The following is a 13,141-nucleotide window of genomic DNA, read 5'->3' as shown; positions in this document are numbered from 1 at the left end:
GTTTCCGGGCGACGGTCTCTGCTTCCGGGCGACGGCCGGCTCTGCCGCTGGGGGACGGTCAGCTCTGCCGCTGGGGGAAGGTCAGCTCTGCTCCTGGGCGACCCGGTGACGCCATGCCGTCCATTCCTGTACGTCCTGCTCCTCCCGCTGGAGGACGGTGGCCACCTGCCCGAGGTGGTGGTGGTCGAGGTGCGCGAGGACGGGCGCGAGGGCCCGGTCGAGCAGTTCGGCGGCGACCTCGCGCCATTCCGCGCTGACGCCGTGCCGCCGCCGGGGCCGCCAGAGGTGGTAGTAGGCGGCCAACTCGGCGGGTCTGCCGGGCAGTTCGCGTACGAGGCGGTCGCAGGTCCGCTCGTCGAGGAGGTGCGCGCGGTAGGACCGCAGCAGGTCGGGGCTCGCGGCGACGAGGATCTGCAGTCCGTGCGCCTCGCACACGTCGAGCGGGTTCGCCCCGGCGAGGGCACGGCCCACCCGCTCGTCGACCCCCCGCCGCAGGACCGTGCCGAGCGGCGGCACCTTCCGGTTGAGTTCCCGTAGGCGGGCGATGGACGCCCTGGTCAGGGCGAGCCGCCCGTCGGCGAGGTCCTGGGCGGTCACGAGCAGGTCGGCCGTGTCGCGGTCCTGGGCGCCCAGCTTGCCGTCCTTGCGCATCTCCCGTGCGAACTCGACCAGTTCGAGGTCGCAGTGGTCGGGTTCCTTGAGCCAGCCCATGACGCGTCGGCCGAGGTCCGCCTCGATGATCAGGCGGGGGGTGCAGGTGCGGGCCACCCAGGGCTGTTCGGCCCGGTCCGGCGGGTCGTTGCGCCAGACGATGCGCCAGAGCAGGAGCAGGGTCGTCGTGTCCTGGACCCGCCGGCCGGTGAGGAGTTCGGTGAGCCGCTCGAAGAGTGCGGCGCCGTGCAGCCGGTCCGGGGGGCCGCTCCAGTGGGCGGCGGCCGCGGCGAGGCGGACGGTGAGCGGCGCGTCGTCGATGTGGCGCCGCAGCCAGTCGCCCTGGGGGGAGTCGGCGAGGTCGCGCAGGCGGTCCAGTTTGCGCTCGGTGAAGTCGGCGATGAGCAGCCGGAGCACACGGCGGGTGAGGGCAAGGCTGTCGAGTTCGGTCAGGACCTGGACGGCCTGCGCGCAGTCGCGCCGCTCGGGGTGGAGCAGGGCGTCCGCGAGGCGTTCCATGGCCTTGGCGAGGCCGGGGCCGCCGTCGGCTCCCACGGCGAGGGCGAGCCGCAGCGGCTCGGTCCAGGTGGACATGGGGTCACGGAGCCTGGCGCGCAGGGCGTCGTCGGCGCGGCCGCCGTACTCCTCGCGGAGTTCCCGCCAGGCCTCCTGGCCGAGTGGCAGGCCTTCGAAGGCGGCCAGGTCGGGCAGTGTGCCGCGGCCGCGGGACGCGTCGAGGCGGTGCTTGACGAGGGCGAGGGCGAGGGGCCGGGCCGCGAGGGCGTGGTCGCCGTCGAGTCCCCGGCAGAGCCTGTCGAGTTCGTCGAGGGTGCGCGGGTCGGCCTCTCCCCTGGTCACGCTCTGGGCGAAGGCGTCGATGACGGCGCGGAGGGAGTCGCCGCCGAGCCCGGCGAGTTCGGCACCGGAGAGGGTGCCGGACAGGGTGTCCGTGCTGCCGTGGCCTGCCGCCCCTGCGTTCCCTCCGGAGATCAGCGGGAGCAGCGCGAAGGGGCCCTCCGGGCGTGCGGCCGCTCCGGGGGCGGGGCGCGGCGGATTCCCGGCGAGCCACCGCTCGGCGGTCAGCCGGGCCCAGGCGTCGGGCTCGGCGGGCGGGCTCTCCGGCCCGCCCGTGCCGTCGTGCACGCGGTACAGGTACTCGACCGTGGCGTCGTCGGAGCGGTCGAACACCGTGTCCGGGCCGGTGCCGATGATCTGCTGCGGGGCCCGGCGCGGGTCGGTGGTCCAAGTGGTGAACGTGAGTGCGGCGACGTACTCCTCAGGCAGTGAGGCGCAGGCCAGCGCGATCCAGCGGGCGACGGTCTCGGAGTCCTCCTCCACGAGGACGATCTGCCGCCCGGCGGGGTCCTCGAAGAGCCGGCGCACGTCGGCGAGGAAGGGCGCGACGCGGTCGGCGCGCCCCCGGGCGAACGCGACCAGGAGCTCGCGGTCGAAGTGCGCCTCGGGCACGGGCAGTTCGGACTCGACGAACCCGGCGCCGAGCGTGTCGTCGGCGGCCGCCTCCCAGCCCGCGGAGCGCCAGGTGTCGATCGGCCACACGGGCCCGGGCCCCGGGGTGTCGGCGCTCAGATGCAGCGCTTCCACGCGTCGGCCGGGAAGCGCGGCGCACAGCAGCCGGCCGCCGTCCGGGAGGAGGCTGTAGCTCAGCTCGGTCCCCGCTCCCATGACGCGCGCGACGACGGCACGCAGCGCGCTCGCGTCATCGGGCGTGTTCTCGTGTGGTTGCTGCCCACGCCCGTCCTGGTCCGCGGGGACCAGGAGGAGGGTTCCGGTGTCCGGCTCGTGACCGAGCCGGTAGCTGAGGCGACGGATGGCCATGCCACATTCTGACCAACCGCGGCACCGGACCGCAGGCCGTCCGCCAAGTTCACCCCCGCCCCTCGGGCAGGCCATTCGCACCTGGTCGAACACCGGGCGTACCGGCGTGCACCCTTGCGCGGCATCGCGGTTGGGGACACCGTGGTCACGGTCCCGCACCGACCGGTGCCGTCCGTGGCCTCCCCGGCGATCGGAGTCGCTATGCCTCCTTTCCTGCTCCCCCACACCCTGCTCGGCGAAGGCCCGCACAAGGTGATCGCGGTCCACGGCTGGTTCGCCGACCGGTCGGCGTACGGGCCGGTGCTCGCGGACCTGGACGGCGCCGCGTTCCAGTACGCGGTGGTGGACCTGCGCGGGTACGGCGAGGCGAAGGACGCCGTCGGCGCGTACACCACGGGTGAGGGCGCCGCCGACGTCCTCGACCTGGCCGACGGGCTCGGCTGGGAGCGGTTCTCGCTGATCGGGCACTCCATGGGCGGCAGCGTCGCCCAGCGCGTCCTGGCCGCGGCTCCGCACCGGGTGCGCCGCCTGGTAGGGGTGTCACCAGTACCCGCGAACGGACTGCAACTCCCTCCGGAACAATGGGAGTTGTTCGCCTCCGCCGCGCACACCCCGGAGAACCGGCGCGCCATTCTCGACATCACCACGGGTGGCGTACGTCCACGGGCCTGGCTCGACCGGATGGTGCGGCGCTCCCTGGAGGTCAGCGACGCGAAGGCGTTCCGCGCCTGGCTGGACTCGTGGGCGAACGACGACTTCCACACGGAGGTCGACGGTTCTCCCGTGGCCGCCCTCGCCGTCACCGGGGCGCTCGACCCGGCCCTGTCGGCGGACCTCATGCGCCGCACATGGCTGCGCTCGTACCCGCACGGCGAACTCGCGGAGCTGCCCGGGGCCGGGCACTACGCGATGGATGAGGTGCCCCTCGAACTGATTCGTACGGTGGAGGACTTCCTGCGCGCGGAGGGCGGCGGGGGCGAGGCCGCGGGCGCGGGTGAGGCCGCCGACACGGGCGCGGGCGCGGCCACCCGCACGGGCGAGGCCGCGAGCAGGGGCGCGGGTGGGACCGCTGACACAGGCAAGGCCACCGACACGGGCGAGGCCACCGGCACCGGCGAGGCCGCGGACCTGGACCACCCCCGGGACGGCGGCGGCCGCGCGTGAGCGTGCGGGACGCGCCCGCCGCGACACCGCCCGTTCCCGACGTCTTCGATCCCCGCCTCTACGCGGAAGGCATCCCCCACGACCGCTACCGCGTACTGCGCGACCACCACCCCGTGGCCCGGCAGGAGGAGCCAGCGGTGCTCGGCTGGCCCGCGGGCCCGGGGTTCTGGGCGGTCACCCGGCACGCCGACGTCGTACGCGTCCTGAAGGACCCGGCGACGTACTCCTCGTACCTGGGCGCCACCCAGATCCGCGATCCCGCCCCGGACGACCTGCCGTTCATCCGGCGCATGATGCTCAACCAGGATCCCGCCGCGCACAAGGGGACGGGCCCCAACGACCACGGGCGGCTGCGCAGGCTGGTCAGCCGCGCGTTCACACCGCGCCGGATCGAGCGCTTCGAAGCGCGGGTGCGCGAGCGGGCTCGGACGCTCCTCGCGGCCGCCCTGGCCGACGCGCGCGACGGCGACGGCACCTTCGACCTCGTCACCGCCGTCACCGACGAGTTCGCCCTGCTCAACCTCGCCGACCTGCTGGGCGTCCCCGCGCCCGACCGCGGCCTGCTGCTGCACTGGACCCAGCGCGTCATCGGCTACCAGGACCCGGACGAGGCGGCGCCGCCCGTGCTCGGACCCGACGGCGAGCCGGTCAACCCACGCTCGCCCGCGATGCTGCGCGACATGTTCGCGTACGCCAGGACGCTGGCCGCGCACAAACGCGGACACCCCGGCGACGACGTCCTGACGACGCTCGCCCACGACCCCGAACTCTCCTCCGCCGAACTGGAGATGTTCTTCTTTCTCCTCACCGTCGCGGGCAACGACACCGTGCGCAGCGCGGCGCCCGGCGGGCTGCTGGCACTCGCCGAGAGCCCCGCCGAGTACGCGCGGCTGCGGGCCGGCACGGTCACCACCGCCACCGCCGTGGAGGAACTGCTGCGCCGGCACCCGCCGGTGCTCAGTTTCCGGCGCACGGCGGCCCGCGACACCGAGCTGGCGGGGACGCGCATCGCGGCCGGGGACAAGGTCGTCGTCTTCCACGCGTCCGCCCACCACGACGAGCGCGTCTTCACCGACCCGCACCGCCTCGACCTGTCGCGGGCGCCCAACCCGCACGTGGCCTTCGGCGACGGCCCGCACGTCTGCCTGGGCGCGCACTTCGCCCGCCTCCAACTGCGCGTGTTCCACGAGGAGTCGGCCCGCGCCCTGTCCTCCCTGCGGCTCGCCGCACCGCCGCGCCGGCTGGTCTCGCACTTCATCAACGGCCTGAAGTCGCTGCGCCTGGTGGCGCCCGCGTAAGGTGCAAGATCGCGAAACCAGCGCAGCGCCCGAGCGGAGAAGCACGCCCATGCACGACGACGAGCTCCACGACCATGAGCTCCACGACCACGAGCTCCACAACGACGAGCTCCACGACGGCGAGCTCCACGACGAGGTCTTCCCCGACTTCCCCGCACCGGCGGACGGCAGTCCCTGGCAGGCCCCCGCCGACCTGGAGCAGCACCTGTACGAGCTGTGCCGGGCGGACGACGCCTACGGCTACTTGCGGGCGATAGCCGTCGAGGGCCTGTACCGCCCGGTCCCGGCCACCGGGACGGAACGCGACGCCACCGAGAGCCCGTTGCTCACCGTCGACCTGCCGGACGGCAGGAAGGTCGCGCAGGTGTACACGGCGGGCGTCCTGCCCCGCCCGCATCCCGCCGTCGTCTACGAGTACGTCACGCTGGACTCGCTCGCCGTCGGCTGCCCGGACGACGTCGACTTCCTCGTCGTGAACGCGGCGACGCCGTGCCAGCAGTTCTATCTGACCACCGACGACGAGCGGCAGGTCTGGTCGGACCTGCACGACAAGTACCACCGCTCCGACGGCCTCGCGAACCGCATCGACACCCGCCGCACGAGGACCCCCGAGCCCGGCAGCGCGCTCCTGCACGGCCTGGCGTGCGGCGCGCACCTGTGCTTCACCAATGGCGACGCCTGGAACACCGTCGACTGGCACGGCGCGGGCCACCACAACGAAGTCGGCCGCCTGGCGGAGTGGTGGGGCGTGCAGGACCGCGACGACTGGCTGTCCCTCCAAGAGCGGCTGCTCACCCGGGACGTCAGCCCCTGGTACTGGGACTTCGTCCTCGACGCCCGCACCGCCCTGATCCGGCGGCACGGGCCCCGCGTCGACCCGGAGGTCTGGCGCGACGAGGTGGAGGCGGCGCTGCGCCGCCGCGTGGTCGAGACCGGCGGCCCCGACGAACCGCACCGCCCCGGCGAGGACGCCGAACTGGACCAGTTCGTCGGGCACTTGCGGGGCCTCGTCGGCAAGGTGCTCCGCTACGAGGCCCGCTTCCGCGCCGACGGGCTCCTGCCGCCCGACGGTCACGTCACCACCGTCGCGGCCTGGGACATCGGCCGCGCATCGAAGATGGCCCGCTGGGGCCGCGGCGCCCGGTACGCCACCCATGCGGAACTGATCAAGGCCCTGGAACGCGCCTCCGGCGCCGCGCGAGCCGCGTACCCCTCCTGGGAGACGTTCTCCGCGGGCTATGTCCTGGGCCGCTGCCTGCACTTCGACGAGGAGTCGTTCGGCTCCTGGTACACGGACGTGCTGCGCGCCCACCGGGCTCTGACGACGGACCCGGACAGCCCTTGGCTCACGGTGCCGTTCCAGCAGGCCTGAACCGTAGCCTTCGGGCTTGCCCCGCGCCCGCCCCGTCAGAAGCCGCAGTACACGTCGCTGCCGAAGTCACTCATGGTGTCGGTCCGCAGCCAGCCCTGGACGCCCGTACGGGTGTTGCGCGCGTACGTCCACGCGGTGCGCGTCTCCCCGATCCAGGGGCCCCAGGTGTAGCAGTGGTAGTCCAGCTTGTCGCCGCGTGCGGCCAGGCCGTTGGACCGGCATCCCGTGCTGGAGCCCGAGCGCATGTTGACCCCGTTGGCGGTGGCACGCCAGGTGCTGTTGTCCCGGTCGGGTGCCGTCTTGCCGCACGGGGCGGCGGCCTGGGCGGGCGCCGCGGTGACGACGGGCGTGAGCACGGCCGCCGCGACGGCGAGCGTGGTGGCAAAGGTGGTGGCGCATATGCGTGGCTTGGAAACGCGCATGGCTGACTCCCCCGGTTCATGGACGCGTCGACGGTCCCGCAAGGCAGGCCGCTGACGATCCGGCGGTCTGATGGTCTGACGGTCTGACGCGGCAGGACTCTACGGACGCCTCGTCGAGGACACGTCAAACCAGCGGTGCAAGTGCGGGTAAACCTCTGCGGTACGCAGGCACACCCCCGACCACCCTTGCGGTACGCAGGCACACCCCCGGCCACCTCTGCGGTACGCAGGCCTCCCGGCAACCATCACGATCAGGTCTCACTCGCCGTTCACCGCCCTCTCCCCCCTTGTCACGGCCCTGTGTAATCGTTTCCAATCCTCCGTGTAATCGATTCCACGAGGAGGTGGACCGACGATGACCCCGAGTTCGGTGAGCATCAAGGACGTCGCGGCCGAGGCCGGTGTGTCCGTTGCCACCGTGTCGCGCGTCCTGAACAGTCACCCCTCCGTCAGCCCCGCGTCCCGCGCCCGGGTCGTCGCCGCCGTCGAGGCGCTCGGTTACCGGCCCAACGCCGTCGCCCGGTCCCTGCGCACCGACCAGACCCGCACCCTCGGCCTGGTCATCAGCGACGTGCTCAACCCGTACTTCACCGAGCTGGCCCGGTCCGTCGAGGAGGCGGCCCGCGCGCTCGGCTACAGCGTGATCATCGGCAACGCCGACGAACGGCCCGAGCTCCAGGACCACCACGTACGGACCCTGCTCGACCGGCGCATCGACGGGCTGCTCGTGTCGCCCACCGACGGCGGCTCGCCGCTGATGCTCGACGCCGTGCGGGCCGGCACCCCGATGGTCTTCGTGGACCGGTGGATCCCCGGCGTGGGCGCCGACGTCCCCGTCGTCCGCTCCGACGGGCGGCAGGCCGTCCGCGACCTCGTCGCCCACCTGCACGGGCTCGGCCACCGCAGGCTCGCCATCATCGCGGGCCCGGCCGCCACCACCACCGGCAGCGAGCGCGTCGAGGCCTTCCGGGACGCGCTGCGCGAGCACGGCACCGCGCTGCCCGACGCGTACATCGGGCAGGGCGACTTCCAGGCCGCCAGCGGGCGGCGCGCCACCGAGCGCTTCCTCGCCCTGCCCGAGCCGCCCGACGTCGTCTTCGCCGCCGACAACCTGATGGCGCTCGGCGCGCTCGACGCGATCCGCGCGCACGGCCTGCGCGTGCCGCACGACATCGGGCTCGCGGCCTTCGACGACATCCCGTGGTTCGTGCACACCGACCCGCCGGTCACCGCGATCGCCCAGCCGACCGCCGACCTCGGCCGGGCCGCCGTGCGCGCCCTTGTCGACCGGATCGAGGGCAGGAGCCCGCGCTCGGTGACCCTGCCCGCCCGCCTCGTCGTCCGCCGTTCCTGCGGCGAGGAGACCGGTGAGGGCGCCGGCGCGCACACCGGTAGCGGCGAGGACACTTCCGTACGATCTCGAAGGAGCAACCCGTGAGTGACCAGAGCGAGTTGCTGCGCATCGAAGGCATCCGCAAGACGTTCCCCGGCGTCGTCGCCCTGGACTCCGTCGACTTCGATCTGCGCCGCGGCGAGGTGCACGTCCTGCTCGGCGAGAACGGCGCGGGCAAGAGCACCCTCATCAAGATGCTCTCCGGCGCCTACCGGCCCGACAGCGGACGCATCTTCGCCGAGGGGCGCGAGGTGCGCATCAACGGCGCGCAGGACGCCGAACGGCTCGGCATCGCCACCATCTACCAGGAGTTCAACCTCGTCCCCGACCTGACCGTCGCCGAGAACATCTTCCTCGGGCGGCAGCCGCGCCGCTTCGGCCTCGTCGACCGGAAGAAGATGGAGGCCGACGCCGAGGTGCTCCTCGCGCGGGTCGGCGTCCAGGTGTCGCCGCGCGCCAAGGTGCGCGAACTGGGCATCGCCCGGCTGCAGATGGTCGAGATCGCCAAGGCGCTGAGCCTGGACGCGCGCGTGCTCATCATGGACGAGCCCACCGCCGTCCTCACCTCCGAGGAGGTCGACAAGCTCTTCCGGATCGTGCGCACGCTGCGCGAGGACGGCGTCGGCATCGTCTTCATCACCCACCACCTGGAGGAGATCGCGGCGCTCGGCGACCGCGTCACCGTCCTGCGCGACGGCCGCAGCGTCGACCAGGTGCCCGCGTCGACCGACGAGGACGAGCTCGTACGCCTCATGGTGGGCCGCAGCATCGAGCAGCAGTATCCGCGCGAACGCCCGGACGCCGGACCGCCGTTGCTGTCCGTCGAGGGCCTCACCCGGGACGGCGTCTTCCACGACGTCAGCTTCGAGGTGCGGGCCGGTGAGGTCGTCGGCCTCGCGGGCCTGGTGGGCGCGGGCCGCACCGAGGTGGCGCGCGCCGTGTTCGGCGCCGATCCGTACGACGCCGGGTCCGTCGACGTGCACGGCGAGCGGCTGCCCCGGCACGACGTGAACGCGGCGATGGGCGCGGGCATCGGCCTGGTCCCCGAGGACCGCAAGGGCCAGGGGCTCCTCCTCGACGCGTCGGTGCGGGAGAACCTCGGTCTGGTGACGCTGCGTTCGGCGACGCGCGCGGGGCTCGTGGACCTCGGGCGGCAGCAGCGGGACGCCGCGCGGATCGCCGAACAGCTGGGCGTGCGGATGGCCGGGCTCGGCCAGCACGTCCGCACCCTGTCCGGCGGCAACCAGCAGAAGGTCGTCATCGGCAAGTGGCTGCTCGCCGACATCAAGGTCCTCATCCTCGACGAGCCGACCCGCGGCATCGACGTGGGCGCGAAGGTCGAGATCTACCAGCTCATCAACGAACTGACAGCCGCCGGGCACGCGGTCCTGATGATCTCCAGTGATCTGCCCGAGGTGCTCGGCATGAGCGACCGGGTCCTCGTCATGGCGCAGGGCCGGATCGCCGGCGAGCTCACGGCCGAAGAGGCCACCCAGGACGCGGTGATGGCGCTCGCCGTCGGCACCGCGGCGGTACGGAACGAAGAAGAAGCGGAGGGCTCCCGTGGCCACTGAAACCCTGAAGCGCGACGCGGGTGGCGCGGCCTCGCTCCGCCGCGTGCTGCTCGACAACGGCGCGCTGAGCGCCCTGATCGTCCTGGTCGTGGCGATGTCGCTGCTGTCCGGCGACTTCCTCACCACCCAGAACCTGCTCAACGTGGGCGTGCAGGCCGCGGTGACCGCGATCCTCGCCTTCGGCGTCACGTTCGTGATCGTCTCGGCGGGCATCGACCTGTCGGTCGGCTCGGTGGCCGCCCTTTCGGCCACCGTCCTCGCCTGGACGGCGACCTCGGAGGGGCTGCCGGTCTGGCTCGCGGTGGTCCTCGCCGTGGCGACCGGCATGGCCTGCGGGTTCGTCAACGGCCTGCTCGTCTCGTACGGGAAACTCCCGCCGTTCATCGCGACGCTGGCGATGCTGTCGGTGGCCCGCGGCCTCTCCCTGGTGATCTCGCAGGGCAGCCCGATCGCGTTCCCCGACTCGGTCTCGCACCTCGGTGACACGGTGGGCGGCTGGCTGCCGGTCCCGGTGATCGTGATGGTCGTGATGGGGCTCGTGACGGCCGTCGTCCTCGGGCGTACGTTCATCGGCCGCTCCATGTACGCGATCGGCGGCAACGAAGAGGCCGCGCGCCTGTCCGGGCTGCGCGTCAAGCGGCAGAAGCTCGTCATCTACGCCCTCTCCGGCCTGTTCGCGGCCGTCGCGGGCATCGTCCTCGCGTCCCGCCTCGTCTCCGCGCAGCCGCAGGCCGCGCAGGGTTACGAGCTCGACGCGATCGCCGCGGTCGTCATCGGCGGCGCGAGCCTCGCGGGCGGCGTCGGCAAGGCGTCCGGGACGCTGATCGGCGCGCTGATCCTTGCGGTGCTGCGCAACGGGCTCAACCTCCTGTCCGTGTCGGCGTTCTGGCAGCAGGTCGTCATCGGTGTCGTCATCGCGCTCGCGGTCCTCCTGGACACGCTGCGGCGGCGGGCCGGGGCGACGCCGGGGGCCTCGTCGGGGGCGGCCGGGGGCATCCGCGGGAAGGGGCCGCAGGCGGTGAAGTACGCGGTCGCCGCCGTGGTCGTGGCGGCCGTCGTCGGCGCGGTCTCCTTCTTCAACTCGGGCTCGTCGGGCACGACCACGAAGATCGGCATGTCGCTGTCCACCCTCAACAACCCCTTCTTCGTCCAGATGAAGGAGGGCGCACAGGCCGAGGCCGAGAAGGCGGGCATCGACCTGACGGTCACCGACGCGCAGAACGACGCCTCCCAGCAGACCAACCAGCTGCAGAACTTCACCGGCGAGGGCGTGAAGTCGATCATCGTCAACCCGGTGGACTCCGACGCGGTCGGCCCCGCCGTGCGCGGCGCCAACAAGCAGGACATCCCGGTGGTCGCGGCCGACCGCGGCGTGAACAAGGCCAAGACCGCGACGCTCGTCGCCTCCGACAACGTCGCGGGCGGCAGGCTGGCGGCGAAGACGCTCGCCGAGAAGCTCGGCGGCAAGGGCAAGGTCGTCGTCCTCCAGGGCACGCCAGGCACCTCCGCGAGCCGCGAGCGCGGGCAGGGCTTTGCCGAGGGCATCAAGGCGTACCCGGGCATCGACGTCGTCGCCAAGCAGCCCGCGGACTTCGACCGCACCAAGGGCCTGGACGTCATGACGAACCTCCTGCAGTCCAACAAGGGCGTGAACGGCGTCTTCGCCGAGAACGACGAGATGGCGCTCGGCGCGGTCAAGGCGCTCGGCGACAAGGCGGGCGACTCCGTCCCCGTCGTCGGCTTCGACGGCACGCCCGACGGCCTCAAGGCGGTCGAGGCGGGCACGCTGTACGCGTCGGTGGCGCAGCAGCCCAAGGAGCTCGGGAAGATCGCGGTCCGCAACGCGGTGCGGGCCACGCAGGGCAAGAAGGTCCAGGAGACGGTGAAGGTCCCGGTGAAGGTCGTCACGGCGAAGAACGTGCACAATTTCTCGTGACCCGCGACGTCTCGTGACTCTCGCCTCCACACCGTACGAAAGCAGGAATCAGCGCATGAACGCCGACAACACCGACTACGAGCTGCTGGTCGTGGGCTCCGCCAACGCCGACCTGGTGATCGGCGTGGAGCGGCGCCCCGCGCCCGGCGAGACGGTGCTCGGCTCCGACCTGGCCGTCCACCCCGGCGGCAAGGGCGGCAACCAGGCGGTGGCCGCGGCCCGCCTCGGCGCCCGCACGGCGCTGCTCGCCCGGGTCGGCGACGACGCCCACGGCACGCTCCTCCTGGACGCGCAGCGGGCGGCCGGTGTGGACACGGCCGGTGTGCTGGTGGGCGGTGCGCCGACCGGGGTCGCGCTGATCACGGTCGACCCGTCGGGCGACAACAGCATCGTGGTGTCCCCCGGTGCCAACGGACGCCTCACCCCCGAGGACATCCGCGCGGCGAGCGGCCTGCTCGCGGCGGCCCGGGTGGTCTCCAGCCAGCTGGAGATCCCCTTGGACACGGTCGCCGAGGTCGTCCGCACGCTGCGCCCCGGCACCCGCTTCGTCCTCAACCCGTCGCCGCCGGCCCCGCTGCCCGCCGAGGTGCTCGCCGCCTGCGACCCGCTGGTGGTGAACGAGCACGAGGCGCGCGTCATCCTCGGTGAAGAGGCGGGCGAGACCCCGGAGGAGTGGGCGCGCGGGCTGCTCGCGCTCGGCCCCCGCTCGGTGGTGATCACGCTGGGCGCCGAGGGCGCGCTGACCGCGGACGGCTCCGACGGTTCCGAGGCCGTGCGGGTGCCGAGCCCGAGGGTCGACGCGGTGGACACGACGGGCGCGGGTGACGCCTTCACCGCGGCGCTCGGCTGGCGCCTGGGCCTCGGCGAGGACCTGCCGACGGCGGCGGCGTACGCGGTACGGGTGGGTGCGGCGGCGGTCACCCGCAAGGGGGCGCAGGACTCGTACCCGACGGCTTCGGAGCTGCCCGGCGCCGCAGGAGAGGGCTCGTCCCGGTGAAGAAGTCGGGCATCCTCAACCGTCATCTCGCTGGCGCGCTGGCCGAGTTGGGGCACGGGGACACGGTGCTCGTCTGCGACGCGGGCATGCCGATCCCGGCGGGCCCGCGCGTGGTGGACCTGGCGTTCCGGGCCGGGGTCCCGTCCTTCGCGGAGGTCATCGACGGCCTCCTCGCCGAGCTGGTGGTGGAGGGCGGGACGGCGGCGCAGGAGGTGCGGGAGGCGAATCCGGCGGCGGCGCGGCTGCTGCGGGAGTGCCTTCCGGCGCTCGACCTCGTCCCGCACGAGGAACTCAAGCGTCGCTCGGCCGGGGCTCGCCTGGTGGTCCGCACCGGTGAGGCGCGGCCGTACGCGAATGTGCTGCTGAGGTGCGGTGTCTTCTTCTGAGCCCGACGGCCGCCGAGGAGTCGTCCGCTATACGAACACGGCTGACCGCAATGTGACCGGTTTCCGCTCTTGACGGTGGGTCGTCGCGCCCTCAACATCAGGCAACGCACAG

9 protein-coding genes and 1 pseudogene are annotated in these 13,141 nt (G+C 73.0%); 8 read left to right on the top strand and 2 right to left on the bottom strand.

What is annotated here, in order from left to right; genetic code table 11:
- Positions 1–81: 81 nt before the first annotated feature.
- Complete coding sequence (locus ACZ7LU_RS01855; RefSeq protein ID WP_471915360.1) at positions 82–2,487, bottom strand: GTPase-associated protein 1-related protein; 2,406 nt, start codon at positions 2,485–2,487, stop codon at positions 82–84.
- A gap of 201 nt (positions 2,488–2,688) precedes the next feature.
- On the opposite strand from ACZ7LU_RS01855, the pseudogene ACZ7LU_RS01850 reads away from it, so the two are divergent.
- The 3 genes and pseudogenes from ACZ7LU_RS01850 to ACZ7LU_RS01840 all read left to right on the top strand — a co-directional run.
- Positions 2,689–3,462: pseudogene (locus ACZ7LU_RS01850) on the top strand (alpha/beta fold hydrolase); the annotation flags it as partial.
- A gap of 185 nt (positions 3,463–3,647) precedes the next feature.
- Complete coding sequence (locus tag ACZ7LU_RS01845; RefSeq protein WP_471915359.1) at positions 3,648–4,949, top strand: cytochrome P450; 1,302 nt, start codon at positions 3,648–3,650, stop codon at positions 4,947–4,949.
- A 49-nt stretch (positions 4,950–4,998) separates the two neighbouring features.
- Complete coding sequence (locus ACZ7LU_RS01840) at positions 4,999–6,321, top strand: DUF1266 domain-containing protein (RefSeq protein ID WP_471915358.1); 1,323 nt, start codon at positions 4,999–5,001, stop codon at positions 6,319–6,321.
- Between the two features lie 35 nt (positions 6,322–6,356).
- Here the strand turns inward: ACZ7LU_RS01840 and ACZ7LU_RS01835 are convergent, their stop codons facing one another.
- The gene (locus tag ACZ7LU_RS01835) at positions 6,357–6,743 is read right to left on the bottom strand and encodes an SH3 domain-containing protein (protein WP_398305838.1); all 387 of its coding nucleotides are present in this window, start codon (positions 6,741–6,743) and stop codon (positions 6,357–6,359) included.
- Positions 6,744–7,098: 355 nt separating this feature from the next.
- Between ACZ7LU_RS01835 and ACZ7LU_RS01830 the strand changes: the two genes are divergently transcribed.
- From ACZ7LU_RS01830 to rbsD, 5 genes are read left to right on the top strand one after another with little or no spacing between them, the layout of a single operon-like run.
- Positions 7,099–8,181 (top strand): LacI family DNA-binding transcriptional regulator, encoded by a 1,083-nt coding sequence (locus ACZ7LU_RS01830; protein WP_471915357.1) that lies wholly within the window; start codon positions 7,099–7,101, stop codon positions 8,179–8,181.
- A complete protein-coding gene (locus tag ACZ7LU_RS01825; RefSeq protein ID WP_471915356.1) occupies positions 8,178–9,710 on the top strand; it encodes a sugar ABC transporter ATP-binding protein in 1,533 nt (510 codons plus the stop codon). The genes ACZ7LU_RS01830 and ACZ7LU_RS01825 overlap by 4 nt, the downstream gene beginning before the upstream one ends.
- Complete coding sequence (locus ACZ7LU_RS01820; protein WP_468560992.1) at positions 9,700–11,646, top strand: ABC transporter permease/substrate-binding protein; 1,947 nt, start codon at positions 9,700–9,702, stop codon at positions 11,644–11,646. The genes ACZ7LU_RS01825 and ACZ7LU_RS01820 overlap by 11 nt, the downstream gene beginning before the upstream one ends.
- A gap of 55 nt (positions 11,647–11,701) precedes the next feature.
- Entirely contained in the window at positions 11,702–12,643 is a 942-nt protein-coding gene (locus ACZ7LU_RS01815; protein ID WP_471915355.1) for a ribokinase, read from the top strand.
- Complete coding sequence (rbsD, locus tag ACZ7LU_RS01810) at positions 12,640–13,029, top strand: D-ribose pyranase (protein ID WP_471915354.1); 390 nt, start codon at positions 12,640–12,642, stop codon at positions 13,027–13,029. Before ACZ7LU_RS01815 ends, rbsD begins: the two co-directional genes overlap by 4 nt.
- The last annotated feature ends 112 nt before the right edge of the window (positions 13,030–13,141 follow it).

Source organism: Streptomyces sp. NPDC039462 (assembly GCF_055639375.1).
Note: the sequence above shows the minus strand (reverse complement) of the source record. Positions and strands in the feature narration are given on the sequence as shown.